We start from the raw sequence: 13,728 nt of genomic DNA, 5'->3' as shown, positions 1-13,728 counted from the left end.
CCGTCGCCCAGGTCGGCTCCCTTGTCCATGGGCTCGAACAACGGCCGGGTGTCCAGCGCGCTCACCGGGTGGCGGCGCAGCGCGTCGGCGACCACGCCGACGGTTTCGGCCAGGTGTGGCGAGCAGGTGGCGTAGAGCACCACGCCGCCCGGTCGGGTCAGCGCGATCGCCGCCCCCAGCAGCTCGCGCTGCAGCTTGGTGAGCGTCGGCACGTCGGCGGGCTGACGCCGCCACCGGGCCTCCGGGCGGCGACGCAGCGCTCCCAGGCCGGTGCAGGGGGCGTCGACGAGCACGCGATCGAAGGTCGGCTCGAGATCGGTATGCCGACCGTCGACCCGTAGCACGTCGACCGGCAGGCCGCGGGTGTTCGCCACCACCAGATCGGCGCGCCGCGGCGCCGGCTCCACCGCGGTGACGCGGGCGCCCGAGGCCGCGCCGAGCCCGGCCAGCAGGGCCGTCTTGCCGCCCGGGCCGGCGCACAGGTCCAGCCACCGGCCGCCGTCCCCGTCGACCGGGGCCAGCGTCAGCGCCCGGGCCACCAGCTGGCTGCCCTCGTCCTGGACCAGCGCGGCGCCGTCGCGCACCGGCGTCAGCCGCCCGGGATCGCCACCGGCCAAGTACACCGCGTAGGGCGAATAGCGGCCCACCGTGCCGCCGACCGCCTCGGCCAGCTCGGTGGCGGTCAGCGCGCCGGGGCGGGCGGCCAGATGCACCTGGGGCCGTTCGTCGTCGCTGGCCAGCACCGCGTCGAGTTCGGTCGCGGCGGCGCCCAGGGCATCGGCGAACGCCTGGGCGATCCACCGGGGGTGCGCATGCACGAACGCGGCATGCCCGATCGGATCCTGCACCGGGTCGGGCGCCAGCTCCGCAACCCAGGACCGCTCGTCGCGCCCTGAGATGGTGCGCAGCACCCCGTTGACGAAACCCGCTCGCGCCGAGTCGAATTCGATTCCCGCCTGCTCGACGGTGGTGGACACCGCGGCGTGCGCGTCGACCCGGGTGCGCAGCAGTTGATACGCGCCGAGGCGCAGCAGGTCGAGCAGCACCGGGTCGATGGCTTGCGGCGAGCGTCCCGCCGCGGCGCCGATGACGGCGTCGAGCAGGCCCCGGCTGCGGCAGGTGCCGTAGGTCAGCTCGGTGGCGAAAGCCGCGTCCCGGCCGGTGATTCCGCGTTCGCGCAGCAGTGCGGGCAGGGCCAGGTTGGCGTACGCTTCGCGCTCGCTGACCGCCCGGAGCACGTCGAACGCGGCGGCGCGGGCCGGGTCCAGCGGCCGACGCGGCGGCCGGCGGTCGCGCTGCTGGGGCCGGCGGTCGCGCTGCTGCGGTCGCGGCGGCTTGCGCTCCGGCCGCCCCCGCCCCGGCCTGTCGCGGCCGGTGGTCACGTCGCCCGCACCGCGGGGTCCAGCCGCGCACCGCGCGCCCAGTCGACCGCACTCATGAATTTCTTTCCGGGCGGCTGGATTTGGCCCAGCCGCACCGGATCCGAACCCGTGCCGACCCAGACGCTCTTGCCGTCCACGTGAATGGTGCCGGGCGACAACGGTTCTGGGGGGCCGGGGGTCACGGCGTCGGCAGTCTGCACCGGGCCCAGCTTGATGCGCAGGTCGCCGAGCAACGTCCACGCGCCGGGTTTGGGGGTGACGGCACGGATGCGGCGGTCGACGACCTGGGCCGGCAGGTCCCAGCGCACCCGGGCCTGCTCGACGGTGATCTTCGGCGCGATGCTGACCCCCTCGGTGGGTTGCGGCACCGGCGTCAGGGTCGCGTCTTCGATGCCGTCCAGCGTGGCCGACAACAGTTCGGCACCCGAAACAGCCAGTCGCCCAAGCAATTCCCCGGCGGTGTCGGTCGGCCGGATGGTCTCGGTCACCACGCCGTAGATCGGGCCCGAGTCCAGGCTGGGCTCGATCCGGAACGTCGAGGCCCCGGTGATGCTGTCCCCCGCGGCGATGGCCGCCTGCACCGGGGCGGCGCCGCGCCAGGCGGGCAGCAGCGAGAAGTGCAGGTTGATCCAGCCCTTCGGGGGCACCCCGAGCAGGCCGTCGCGCAGCAGCGCGCCATAGGCCACCACCGGGCAGCAGTCCGGGGCCAACCGCGTCAGCTCGCCGACGAATTCGTCGGAGTTCGGCCGCGACGGACGCAGCACCGGGATGCCGCGCTCCAGCGCCTCGCGGGCCACCGGGGACGGCTCCGGCTTGCCGCGCCGTCCCGACGCGGCGTCGGGACGGGTCAGCACCGCGACCACCTCGTGACGCGGCGAGTCGATGAAGCGGCGCAATGCGGGAAGCGCGGGTTCGGGGGTTCCGGCGAAGACAAGGCGCACCGGGTCAGTCTAGAAAGCGGCGGGCGCGGGCCGGACCCGCCGGCGGAATGTGCGTGCGTATACTATTGCTTATGGCTACTATTTCCAGGAGTCAGTGTCTGCCGGTGTGAACCGCGCAGTCGATTCACGTCGACAACGAGGTCGAAAGACAACCCCTTCCCCTCTCAAGGAGGTCTAGATGACCCTCGACGCTTCCATCAGCGACGCCTCGGTGGCCGCAACGCATCGCACGGTATGGGCCCTGGGCGACTACGCGCTGATGGCCGAGGAAGTGATGGCCCCGCTCGGCCCCGCCCTGGTCGAGGCCACCGGCATCGGGCCGGGCGTGCGGGTTCTCGACGTCGCCGCCGGCTCGGGCAACATCTCGCTGCCGGCGGCCGCGACCGGCGCCACCGTGGTGTCCACCGACCTCACCCCCGAGCTGCTGCAACGGTCGCAGGACAGGGCCGCGGCGCGGGGCCTGACCCTCGACTACCGGGAAGCCAACGCGCAGGCGCTGCCGTTCGGCGACGGTGAGTTCGATGTCGTCATGTCGGCGATCGGCGTGCAGTTCGCCCCCAACCAGCAGCGCGCCGCGACCGAACTGGTCCGGGTCTGCCGCCCGGGCGGCACGATCGGCGTGATCAGCTGGACCCCCGAAGGATTCTTCGGCCGGATGCTCGCCACCATTCGGCCCTACCGGCCGAGCCTGTCGCACCCCGCGCCGCCGGCGGCGCTCTGGGGGCGTCCCGGCTACGTCGCCGCGCTGCTCGGCGACCAGATCGGCGACCTCACCGCGACGCGAGGCATGTTGGCGGTCAACCGATTCGACAGCGCCGAGGCCGTGCACGCGTACTTCAAGCAGCACTACGGCCCGACGATCGAGGCCTACGCGAACATCGGCCACAACCGCGTGCTGGCCGCCGAGCTCGACGCCCAGCTCATCGAACTCGCGCAACAACACCTGACCGACGGCACCATGGGCTGGGAATACCTGCTGGTGACCGCCGAGAAGCGGGCCGGCTAGGGCCGGCTACAGGTCGATCTCGGCGTCCAGGTGAACGTCGGGCTCGCCGCCGGCCGCGGTGAAGGCCGTCAGCGCCCGCACCAGCCCGTGCCGCTCCGGCGGCGGCATCTTCGCCACGATGGCCGCGATCTCGGCGCGCCGGTGCGCGGTCACCTGGTGGACGACGTCGCGACCGCGCGTGGTGAGCGCGGCAAGCAGCTCGCGCCGCGAGGTCGGGTGGGGCAACCGGTCGATCAGGCCGGCGGCGACCAACCGGTCCACCATCCGGCCGGTGGCCGACGGTTGCACGCCCAGCAGGCCGGCGAGGGTGGCGAGGTTGACCGGGCCGCGATTCGACAGGATCACCAGCGTGCGGAACTGCGCGATGGTGATGGTCTCGTCGACCTGGCCCACCGAGCGCGCCGAGATCGCCATCAGCAAACGGGAGGCGGTCAGCAAAGCGTCGGTGATGACGTCCAATGACTCGTCAACCGCGGTGTTGTCCGCTGTCATATCGCCCCTCCCCGGATGGTTCCGGCCTGTCGGCGGCTAAGGATGAGAAAGTGTAGCAACCTTCTAATGTCGTAAAAAGGGATTATTGCACGCACATATTGTCGCCCAGGGTAACGGTTCATGAAGGTTACCCGATGTGCAGCGGGTCGATCTGCACCCGGGCCGGCTCATGGGTCTGCCGGGCGCTGAGCACACCGACGCCGCGCCGCAGCGCCGCGGCCAGCGCCAGCCCCTGCTGTCGGGGCACGCGCACCAGCATCCTGGTCACCGGCGCGCCGGGCGGGGTTCCGGCCGGGCGGCGCACCCCGGGCGGAAGGTCCACGGGCCCAAGCACATCCGCGTGGAGGGACTCCTGGTCGGTCAGCCGGGCCTCGTCGAGCAGCGCGGTGACCGCGCCGGCCGTCCCGTCGATGGCCGCCATGTGCACGCTGGGCGGCAGACCCACCTCGGCCCGCGCGGTCACCTCGGCCTCCGCGTGACCCACGGGGTCCCAGCGGATCAGCGATTGCACTGTGGGCAGCGATGATTCGGCCACCACCATCACCACGCCGCCGGCGCCGCGGGCACGCACCAGCGCGGCGGCGCTCATCCAGCGCCACAGCGCATCCTCGGCGGCCCGCAGGTCTTGCCGGCCCAGCAGCGCCCAGGTGTCCAACAGTAGCGCCGCCCCGTAACCACCGGCCGCCCGCGGCTCGGCGCCGGGGGTGGCCACCACCAGCGCGGGACCGGCCGCGACCTCGGGCACCACGCCGTCACCCGAGGACGTGATCACCGCCGTGCCCGGAAACGCGCGCCCGAGCTCTTCGGCCGTGCGCCGCGCCCCGACGACGACGGCGCGCACCGCGTCGGACCCGCAGCGCGCGCACCGTCGCGTCGGGTCGACGCGGCCGCACCAGCGGCACAGCAGAGCGGCGCCGCCCGCCGGTAGCGACTCGGTCAGTGAGAGGGGCCCCGTGCAGTGCCGGCAGCGGGCGATGGTGCGGCAGCGCGCGCAGGCCAGCGACGGGACGTAACCCCGGCGCGGCACCTGCACCAGCACCGGCGCCGCGGCCTGCAGCGCCGAGCGGGCGGCGCGCAGCGCGATGGACGGGACGCGCGCCGTGCGCGCCGCCGGGTCGCGCTCGTCGGCATAACCCGTGTCGTCGAGGGCGATCACCCGCGGCGTGCGGGCGCGCACCACCGGCCGCGCCGCGACGATGTCGTGCGCCCAGCCGCTGCGCACCAGCGCGTGCGCTTCGGCGGTGCGCGCGTAACCGCCGATCAGGGCCGCGCACCGGGCCTGATGCGCGCGCAGCATCGCCACCTCGCGGGCGTGCGGGTAGGGCGCCCGCGGCTCGGCCAGGCTGTCGTCGGCGTCGGCCCACACCATCACCAGCCCCAGGTCGCTCAGCGGCGCGAACACCGCGCTGCGGGTGCCGATCACCAACCGCGCGGTGCCCCGCAGCGCCGCCAGCCACCGCCGGTAACGGGCCGCCGGGCCCAGGCCGGCCGACAGGGCCACCACGCTGCCCTCGTCGATGTGCGCCGTCGCGGCCTGCCACAGCGCGTCCAGGTCGCGCTGGTCGGGAACGATCGCCAGCACCGAACGGCCGGTCCGCACGGTTTGCGCGGCGGCCTCGGTGAAGCGGTCCGTCCACGCCTCCCCCGGCAGCGACTGCCAGACGGCCCGCGCGGCCCGCGATTCGGCCAGGGCCCCGAGGAACTGGGCTCCCCGGGCGTAACCGTCCCAGCCCGACGGGTCGACGGGCTCCGGGATCGCCGGATCCCGGCTGACCGGGGGCTCGCGCTCGACGCGGGCGTGCCGGGCCGGCACGGCCAGGCGCAGCACGTCGGGGCGGGTCCCGGCGTAATGGGCCGCGACCGCCTCGGCCAGCCGGCGGATTTCCGGTGTGAGCACCGGTTCGGCCGACACGACGCGATCCAGCCAGCCCAGCTTGCCGGTGTGGTCGGTGTCGGTGCGGCGCTCCAGCACGAACCCGTCGACCAGCCGGCCGTGGAAACGCACCCGCACCCGCACCCCGGGCTGGGCGTCGTCGGACTGCTCGGCCGACACCAGGTAGTCGAACTCGCGATCCAGATGCGGCACCGACAGCATCGGCAGCACCCGGGCGATGGGCTCCACCTCGACGGGCGTGCGCGCGCCGGGGCTCACCGCGCCCCCGGGCCGCGAATCATGTTGTCATCCAATAACTTAGAAGTCGGGGTCCGCAGCGTACCGGGCACCGGCGACAATCAGCTCTCGGCGGGCGCCGTGGCGTCCCCGGCGGCGTCCGCGGGAAGCTCGCGGCCGAAGAAGAACCCGGCCGTGATCAGGATCTGGGCCGCCGCATAAGACCACCAGATCGGCACGGCCAGCGCCTCATTGCCCAGAATGAAGCGGCCGATGGCAATCATCGAATCCGAGGCCGCGAAACACACCGCGCCCACCGCCGTCCAGATCGTCGGCAGTTTCGCCAGCAGGGCCGTGCACACCATCGCGGTCAACACGACGAGGTAGAGCGTCACCGGAAGCGTCAGCTTCTCCGCGCCCAGGTGGGGCCAGAACCAGGCCAGCAGCCCGAGCGACGCCGCACCCATCAGGACCACCGCGACGAGGCGCACCGTCGACGGCCGCGCCTCCCTGGAAGCCCCCGAGAACGCCGGCACCAGCGGCAGCAGCGCGGCGACAAAACACAAGTGCGCCAACAGGAATGCGGCCAGGCCCACCACGAAGGACAGCGTCCACCACGGGATCGCCAGCACCCAGTCGCCGATGGCCGACAGCAGCAGCGCCGGCATCAGCCACCGCCGCTCGCGCACGACGGCGTGCCCCGCCGCGGCCAGCGTCAGCAGCAACGCCATCGAGGCCTTGAACGCCGGCTGCAGCACCCAGTGGCCGGTCAGCTCGATGCCCGGCGGCGAGCGCAGCGCCAGCACGGTCAGGTAGATGCCGTAGCCGAGGGCCACCCAGCCGGCCACCACCCAGGCGCCGGCCACCAGACGAGGTGCGTACGGTACGTCCATGCCCAGCTTGGATAACACAGCCGACGAGAAACCCGCTATCGACCCCATCCTGCAGAAGGTACTGGATGCGGTTCCCTTCCGGCTATCCACCGAGGACGGCATCGACGCGGCGCGCCAGCGGTTCCGCGACCTGCCGCGCCGGCCGCTGCATCCCGAGCTGCGCGTCGAGGACCGCACGATTCCCGGGCCTGCGGGCTCGATCGCTGTCCGGATCTATTGGCCGCCAAGCCATTCCAACGACCAGCCGGGCGGTGACGCAGCGCCCGTCGTGCTGTATTTCCACGGCGGCGGGTTCGTCATCGGCGACCTCGACACCCACGACGGCACGGCGCGTCAGCACGCGGTCGGCGCCGACGCGATCGTGGTGTCCGTCGACTACCGGCTGGCCCCCGAGCATCCCTACCCCGCCGCCGTCGAAGACGCTTGGGCCGCAACGCTTTGGGTCGCCGCGAACGCCGCCGAACTGCACGGCGACGCGACCCGGATCGCCGTCGCCGGGGATTCGGCCGGTGGCACCATCTCCGCCGCGGTGGCACAGCGGGCGCGCGACAACGGCGCCCCGCCGATCGTGTTCCAGCTGCTGTGGTACCCGTCGACCATGTGGGACGCGTCGCTGCCGTCGTTCGCCGAAAACGCGACCGCACCGATCCTGGACGTCAAGGCCGTCGCGGAGTTCTCCCGTTGGTACGCGGGCGAAGTCGACATGTCGAATCCGCCGTCGGACATGGCGCCGGGACGCGCGAAAGACCTGCGCAACCTGGCGCCCGCCTACATCGCCGTCGCCGGTTATGACCCGCTGCGTGACGACGGCATCCGGTACGGCGAGCTGCTGGCCGCCGCCGGTGTCGCCGCCGAGGTGCACAATGCCGAGACGCTGGTGCACGGCTACCTGGGGTACGCCGGCGTGGTGCCCGCGGCCACCGCGGCGCTCGAGGCCGGGCTGGCGGCGCTGCGAACCGCCCTGCACGGGTGAGCCCGCGGCGTACGGTGAACCCATGAGCGAGCCGACCATCGCCCGGCCCGGGATCGACCCGACGTTCAAGGCGTTGCTCGACGCCTATCCGATGACGTTTCGCGAGGCCGACGGCGTCGAGGTCGCCCGCAAGCGGCTCAAGCTGCTCAAGGTGCCGCCGTCGATGCTGCCGGACCTGCGAATCGAGGACCGCACCATCGCCCACGGCGGGCTCACCGACATCCCGGTGCGCATCTATCGGCCCGACAGCGAGCTGCGCCCGCTGCCGGTGGTCGTCTTCTACCACGGCGGCGGGTTCTGCCTGGGCGACCTGGACACCCACGACCCGGTGGCCCGCGCGCACGCCGTCGGCGCCGAGGCCATCGTGGTGTCCGTCGGCTACCGGCTGGCCCCCGAGCATCCGTTCCCGGCCGGCGTGGACGACTGCTGGGCGGCCCTGCGATGGGTCGGCGAGCACGCGGCCGAGCTCGGCGGCGACCCGAACGCCATCGCCGTGGCCGGTGACTCGGCGGGCGGCAACCTCGCCGCGGTGACCGCGCTGTTGGCCCGCGATAACGGCGGGCCGGCGCTGCGCTTCCAGTTGCTGTGGTACCCCACGGTCACCGCGGATCTGTCCCTGCCGTCGTTCACCGACAACGCCGAGGCGCCGATGCTGAACCGCGACGTCATCGACGCGTTCCTGTCCTGGTACGTGCCCGATCTCGATCTCACCGACCCGAAGGCGCTGCCCATCACCATGGCTCCGGCCAACGCCGCGGATCTGTCCGGGCTGGCGCCCGCCTACATCGCGACCGCCGAACACGATCCACTGCGCGATGACGGGGCCCGTTACGCCGAGCTGCTCAGCGCCGCGGGCGTGCCGGTCGAGCTGACCAACGAGCCCACCCTGGTACACGGATTCGTCAGTTTCGCGCTGGCGATACCCGCCGCCGCCGAGGCCACCGAGCGCGGCCTGGCGGCGCTCCGCAAGGCACTGCACCCCTAGGCAGGCAACGATGGTCCCGCACCAAGACGAAACCCCCGACTATCACACGCTGATCATCGGAGCCGGGTTCTCCGGCATCGGTGCGGCGATCAACCTGGACCGGGCCGGGCTGCCCGATTACCTGGTGATCGAGGCCGCTGACGGGGTCGGCGGCACCTGGCACTGGAACACCTATCCCGGTATCGCCGTGGACATTCCGTCGTTCTCCTACCAGTTCTCGTTCGAGCAGAGCCGGCACTGGTCGCGGACCTACGCGCCGGGCCGAGAGCTCAAGGCCTACGCCGAACACTGCGCCGACAAGTACGGCATCCGCTCGCGGATCCGGTTCAACACCAAGGTGCAAACCGCCGAGTATGACGACGAGCGCGGCCTGTGGCGGGTGCAGACCGACCCGGCGGGTGAGATCACCGCCCGGTTTTTGATCAGCGCCTGCGGCGTGCTGACGGTGCCGAACCTGCCCGACATCGACGGCGTGGACTCGTTCGGCGGCATCACCATGCACACCGCGCGGTGGGATCACGGCCAGGATCTGCGCGGTAAGCGCGTCGCGGTGATCGGCACCGGCGCCTCGGCCGTGCAGGTGATTCCCGAGATCGCGCCGATCGTGTCGTCGCTCACGGTATTTCAGCGCACCCCGATCTGGTGTTTCCCGAAGTTCGACGTCCCGCTGCCGGCGCCGGCGCGCTGGGCGATGCGCATTCCCGGTGGCAAGTTCCTGCAGCGCCTGCTCAGCCAGGCCTACGTGGAGCTCACCTTCCCCATCTCGGCGCACTACTTCACGGTGCTGCCGCTGGCCAAGCGGATGGCCTCGCTGGGGAAATCGTATCTGCGGCAACAGGTTCGGGATCCGGCCGTGCGCGAACAGCTCACCCCGCGCTACGCGGTGGGCTGCAAACGCCCCGGCTTCCACAACGGCTACCTGGCCACGTTCAACCGCGACAACGTGCGGCTGGTCACTGAACCGATCGACAAGGTCACCCCCGACGCGGTGGCCACCACCGATGGCGAGAACCACGAGATCGACGTGCTGATCCTGGCGACCGGTTTCAAGGTGATGGACCCCGACAACGTGCCCACCTTCGCGGTGACCGGGAGCGGCGGAAAGTCGTTGAGCCGCTTCTGGGATGAGCATCGGCTGCAGGCCTACGAGGGCGTCACGGTGCCGGGATTTCCCAACCTGTTCACCGTGTTCGGCCCGTACGGTTACGTCGGCTCTTCGTATTTCGCGCTGATCGAGGCGCAGACGCATCACATCGTGCGCTGCCTCAAGCGGGCCAAGCGCGTCGGCGCGACCCGGGTCGAGGTGACCCAGGAGGCCAACGACCGCTACTTCGCCGAGATGATGCGCCGGCGGCCCCGCCAGATCTTCTGGCAGGACAGCTGCCGGCTGGCCAACAGCTACTACTTCGACAAGAACGGTGACGTGCCGCTGCGTCCGGGCACCACCCCGGAGGTGTACTGGCGCAGCCGGCGATTCGATCTGGACGACTACCGGTTCACCCGGTAGCGGCTACGCTGCACCCGTGGCGAAGGAATTCGAAAGCATCGACGGGTCGCTTCACGACTTCATCCGGGAGCAGGCCGTATTCTTCGTCGCCACCGCGCCGTCCGAGGGTGGGCGAATCAACCTGTCCCCCAAGGGGTATCGCGACACCTTCGCGGTGCTCGACGAGCACACCGTGGCCTACCTGGATCTGTTCGGCAGCGGCGTGGAGACCGTGGCCCATCTGCGCGACAACGGCCGCATCACCGTCATGTTCTGCTCGTTCACCCGCAACTCGCGGATCCTGCGGCTGTTCGGCACCGGACGGGTGGTCCGCCCCGACGACGCCGAATTCGCCGGGCTGATGCGGCATTTCGGCGAGCAACACGCCGGGGTCCGCACGATCATCGTGGTCGATGTGGAGCGGATCGCCGACGCGTGCGGGTTCGCGGTGCCCTACTACGAGCTCGTCGACGAGCGGCCGGTGCTCGACGCGGCGCACCGCAAGGCGACCGATGACCAGTACGGCCGGCTGGTCAAGCGCAACCGGCGCAGTATCGACGGGCTGCCGGCGCTAGACGCCGACCACCCGGCGCCTAGATCGCGCGCTTGAGGTCGTCGACCTTGTTCAGCTGCTCCCACGGCAGTTCGATGTCGGTGCGGCCGAAGTGCCCGTAGGCGGCGGTCTGCGCGTAGATCGGACGTAGCAGGTCCAGGTCGCGGATGATCGCGCCGGGCCGCAGGTCGAACACCTCGGGCACGATCTTCTCGATCTTGACCGGGTCGACCGTCGCGGTGCCGAACGTCTCGATGAACAGCCCGACCGGGGCGGCCTTGCCGATGGCGTAGGCCACCTGCACCTCGACCCGCTCCGCCAGTCCGGCGGCGACGATGTTCTTGGCCACCCAGCGCATCGCGTAGGCCGCCGACCGGTCCACCTTGGACGGGTCCTTGCCGGAGAAGGCGCCGCCGCCGTGGCGGGCCCACCCGCCATAGGTGTCGACGATGATCTTGCGGCCGGTCAGGCCAGCGTCGCCCATCGGGCCGCCGAGCACGAACTTGCCGGTCGGGTTGACCAGCACCCGCGTCGCCGAGGAGTCGAGCGTGTCGTGGGCCAGCTCGTCCAGCACGGTCTTGAGCACGTGCTGGCGGATGTCGGGGTCCAGCGTCTTCTCCAGGTCGATGCCGTCGGCGTGCTGGGTGGAGACGACGACGGTGTCCAGCCGCACCGGAACGTCGTCCTCGTACTCGATGGTGACCTGGGTCTTGCCGTCCGGGCGCAGGTAGGGCAGCGTGCCGTTCTTGCGGACCTCGGTCAGCTTGCGTGACAGCCGGTGGGCCAGCGCGATCGGCAGCGGCATCCGCTCGGGGGTGTCGTTGATCGCGTAGCCGAACATCAGGCCTTGGTCGCCGGCGCCCTGGGCGTCCAGCGGGTCCGCGGCGCCCTCCACGCGCGCCTCATGGGCGGTGTCGACGCCCTGGGCGATGTCGGGCGACTGCGCGCCGATGCCGATGTTGACGCCGCAGGACGCGCCGTCGAAGCCCTTGTCCGACGAGTCATAGCCGATCTCGAGGATGCGCTCGCGAACCGTGTTGGTGATGTCTGCGAACGCCTCCTTGGCGGTCGTCGTCACCTCGCCCACCACGTGCACCTGTCCGGTGGTGACCAGCGTCTCGACCGCGACGCGTGAGCGGGGGTCCTGCGCCAGCAGGGCGTCGAGCACGGAGTCGCTGATCGCGTCACAGATCTTGTCGGGATGTCCCTCAGTCACCGACTCACTGGTAAACAGGCGACCCTTTTCGCTCACAATCTCAACCCTTCCAATTAGTTAGTTAGCCGAATTATATCGGTTGGTATCGGGCCGGCCAGCACCTGGCCTGGCGCCACAGGAAAACCGAACCGTATTACCCGCCGCCGTGCAGGAACGCGGCGATCGCATCCACGATACGACTGGCCATCAATGTCTTGGAGCCGTGCTGCAGCGCCGACTCGGTACCGTCGGCCGCCAGCAGCCAGCCGTCGTTGTTGTCCACCTCGAAGGCCCGGCCGTCACCGACCGCGTTGACGACCAACAGGTCACAACCCTTGTTGCGCAGTTTGGCCCGGGCGTGAAACAGCACGTCGCCGTTGGCGTCACCGGTCTCCGCGGCGAACCCCACGATGGCCCGCATGTTGGGCAGCTCGCCGTTGGCGCGCGCCCGCACCGCACCGGCCAGCACGTCGTCGTTGCGGATCAACTCGATGGTCGGCGGCCCCTCGACACCTTTTTTGATCTTGGCGGCCGCAACCCGGGCCGGCCGGAAGTCGGCGACCGCGGCGGCCATCACCAGCACGTCCGCCTCGGCCGCGTGCTTGGCCACGGCGTCGCCCAGTTGCTCGGCCGAGCTGACGTGGACCACCTCCACCCCGGCGGGGTCGATCAGCCCGGCGGTGTGCCCGGCGATCAGCGTGACCTCGGCGCCGCGCTGGGCGGCCACCCGCGCGACCGCATAGCCCTGCTTGCCGGAGCTGCGGTTGCCGATGAAGCGCACCGGGTCGACGGCTTCCCGGGTGCCGCCGGCGGTGACCAGCATCTTGCAGCCGGCCAGGTCGTAGGGCAGCGCGTCGTGACGGTCGAGCAGCAGGTGCGCCAGGGTGGTGATCTCCTCGGCTTCGGGCAGCCGGCCGGACCCGCTGTCCGTCCCGGTGAGCCGCCCGGCGGCCGGTTCGAGCACGACCGCTCCCCGGCGGCGCAGCGTGGCGACGTTGTCGACGGTGGCCGGGTGCAACCACATCTCGGTGTGCATCGCCGGGGCGAACAGCACCGGACATCGCGCGGTCAAGAGCGTGGCGGTCAGCAGGTCGTCGGCGCGGCCGTGGACGGCCCTGGCCAGCAGGTCCGCCGTGGCGGGTGCCACCACGACCAGGTCGGCCTGCTTACCGAGCTGGACATGCGGAACCTCCGGCACGTCGGTGAAGACGCCGGTGTGCACCGGCTGGCCGGAGAGCGCCTCGAATGTGGCGGCGCCGACGAAACGCAACGCGGACTCGGTCGGGATGACGCGGACCGAGTGACCGGCCTCGGCGAGCTGCCGAACGACGGTGCACGCCTTGTAGGCGGCGATACCGCCGGAGACCCCGACGATCACTCTTTTCGCGACCCGATCGCGGTTGTCCACAGCGCGCGCCCGGCCCGGCCCTGTTACTCGCCCTCGGTGTGCTCGAGCAGGTCGCCGTGGATCTCGCGCATCGCGATCGACAGCGGCTTTTCCTGCAGCCCCGGCTCGACCAGCGGGCCCACGTATTCGAGGATGCCCTCGCCGAGCTGGTTGTAGTAGTCGTTGATCTGACGGGCCCGCTTGGCGGCGTAGATCACCAGCGCGTACTTGCTCGAGACGCGGTCCAGCAGCTCGTCGATGGGCGGGTTGGTGATGCCCAGCGGGGTGTCGTAGGCGCCCTGTCCCCCGGCGGACGGATCGAACC

General features: G+C 71.4%; 13 protein-coding genes. 5 read left to right on the top strand and 8 right to left on the bottom strand.

Going from position 1 to position 13,728, the window contains the following annotated elements; translation table 11 throughout:
* Together A5622_RS17105 and fmt are read right to left on the bottom strand one after the other, a co-directional pair.
* The coding region (locus A5622_RS17105; protein WP_156752991.1) for an RsmB/NOP family class I SAM-dependent RNA methyltransferase at positions 1–1,268 on the bottom strand (1,268 nt) is incomplete at its 3' end.
* Positions 1,269–1,378: 110 nt separating this feature from the next.
* Positions 1,379–2,323 (bottom strand): methionyl-tRNA formyltransferase, encoded by a 945-nt coding sequence (fmt, locus tag A5622_RS17100; RefSeq protein WP_066880188.1) that lies wholly within the window; start codon positions 2,321–2,323, stop codon positions 1,379–1,381.
* 178 nt (positions 2,324–2,501) lie between these two features.
* On the opposite strand from fmt, the gene A5622_RS17095 reads away from it, so the two are divergent.
* Positions 2,502–3,329: a class I SAM-dependent methyltransferase gene (locus A5622_RS17095; protein ID WP_066880186.1), complete on the top strand. Its 828-nt coding sequence runs from the start codon at positions 2,502–2,504 to the stop codon at positions 3,327–3,329.
* A 6-nt stretch (positions 3,330–3,335) separates the two neighbouring features.
* Here the strand turns inward: A5622_RS17095 and A5622_RS17090 are convergent, their stop codons facing one another.
* From A5622_RS17090 to A5622_RS17080, 3 genes are all read right to left on the bottom strand, one after another.
* Positions 3,336–3,821, bottom strand: coding sequence for a MarR family winged helix-turn-helix transcriptional regulator (locus A5622_RS17090; RefSeq protein WP_066880184.1), 486 nt, complete (start codon positions 3,819–3,821; stop codon positions 3,336–3,338).
* A gap of 127 nt (positions 3,822–3,948) precedes the next feature.
* On the bottom strand, positions 3,949–5,973 hold the full coding sequence (locus A5622_RS17085; protein ID WP_197508037.1) for a primosomal protein N': 2,025 nt from the start codon (positions 5,971–5,973) through the stop codon (positions 3,949–3,951).
* Between the two features lie 80 nt (positions 5,974–6,053).
* Entirely contained in the window at positions 6,054–6,824 is a 771-nt protein-coding gene (locus A5622_RS17080) for a lysoplasmalogenase (RefSeq protein ID WP_066880182.1), read from the bottom strand.
* Between A5622_RS17080 and A5622_RS17075 the strand changes: the two genes are divergently transcribed.
* The 4 genes from A5622_RS17075 to A5622_RS17060 are packed head-to-tail and all read left to right on the top strand — an operon-like array spanning position 6,823 to position 10,878.
* The gene (locus A5622_RS17075; RefSeq protein ID WP_066880180.1) at positions 6,823–7,797 is read left to right on the top strand and encodes an alpha/beta hydrolase; all 975 of its coding nucleotides are present in this window, start codon (positions 6,823–6,825) and stop codon (positions 7,795–7,797) included. The genes A5622_RS17080 and A5622_RS17075 overlap by 2 nt on opposite strands.
* A 22-nt stretch (positions 7,798–7,819) precedes the next feature.
* A complete protein-coding gene (locus A5622_RS17070) occupies positions 7,820–8,782 on the top strand; it encodes an alpha/beta hydrolase (protein ID WP_066880178.1) in 963 nt (320 codons plus the stop codon).
* Between the two features lie 10 nt (positions 8,783–8,792).
* Positions 8,793–10,289, top strand: a complete 1,497-nt coding sequence (locus tag A5622_RS17065; protein ID WP_066880176.1) for an NAD(P)/FAD-dependent oxidoreductase — start codon at positions 8,793–8,795, stop codon at positions 10,287–10,289.
* Positions 10,290–10,305: 16 nt separating this feature from the next.
* Positions 10,306–10,878, top strand: coding sequence for a pyridoxamine 5'-phosphate oxidase family protein (locus A5622_RS17060; protein ID WP_066880174.1), 573 nt, complete (start codon positions 10,306–10,308; stop codon positions 10,876–10,878).
* On the opposite strand, the gene metK is transcribed toward A5622_RS17060, so the two are convergent.
* From metK to rpoZ, 3 genes are all read right to left on the bottom strand, one after another.
* Positions 10,862–12,073 carry a methionine adenosyltransferase gene (metK, locus tag A5622_RS17055; protein WP_066873426.1) on the bottom strand — a complete coding sequence of 404 codons (1,212 nt, stop codon included), beginning with the start codon at positions 12,071–12,073 and terminating at the stop codon, positions 10,862–10,864. The two genes, A5622_RS17060 and metK, sit on opposite strands and share 17 nt — an antisense overlap.
* A gap of 97 nt (positions 12,074–12,170) precedes the next feature.
* On the bottom strand, positions 12,171–13,424 hold the full coding sequence (gene coaBC / locus A5622_RS17050) for a bifunctional phosphopantothenoylcysteine decarboxylase/phosphopantothenate--cysteine ligase CoaBC (protein ID WP_066880172.1): 1,254 nt from the start codon (positions 13,422–13,424) through the stop codon (positions 12,171–12,173).
* Between the two features lie 23 nt (positions 13,425–13,447).
* Positions 13,448–13,728, bottom strand: a 281-nt coding sequence (gene rpoZ, locus A5622_RS17045; RefSeq protein WP_066873420.1) for a DNA-directed RNA polymerase subunit omega, incomplete at its 5' end; no start/stop codon positions are given.

Source organism: Mycobacterium sp. 1245801.1, from assembly GCF_001673055.1.
Taxonomy (GTDB): domain Bacteria; phylum Actinomycetota; class Actinomycetes; order Mycobacteriales; family Mycobacteriaceae; genus Mycobacterium; species Mycobacterium europaeum_A.
The sequence above is the reverse complement of the archived record's forward strand: the minus strand, read 5'-3'. Positions and strand labels throughout refer to the sequence as shown.

What these genes read in the sequence shown, in the direction of transcription:
- A5622_RS17090 (WP_066880184.1), bottom strand. Translation starts at nt 3,821, where the DNA reads ATGACAGCGGACAACACCGCGGTTGACGAGTCATTGGACGTCATCACC.
- A5622_RS17075 (WP_066880180.1), top strand. Translation starts at nt 6,823, where the DNA reads ATGCCCAGCTTGGATAACACAGCCGACGAGAAACCCGCTATCGACCCC.
- A5622_RS17070 (WP_066880178.1), top strand. Translation starts at nt 7,820, where the DNA reads ATGAGCGAGCCGACCATCGCCCGGCCCGGGATCGACCCGACGTTCAAG.
- A5622_RS17080 (WP_066880182.1), bottom strand. Translation starts at nt 6,824, where the DNA reads ATGGACGTACCGTACGCACCTCGTCTGGTGGCCGGCGCCTGGGTGGTG.
- A5622_RS17065 (WP_066880176.1), top strand. Translation starts at nt 8,793, where the DNA reads ATGGTCCCGCACCAAGACGAAACCCCCGACTATCACACGCTGATCATC.
- A5622_RS17095 (WP_066880186.1), top strand. Translation starts at nt 2,502, where the DNA reads ATGACCCTCGACGCTTCCATCAGCGACGCCTCGGTGGCCGCAACGCAT.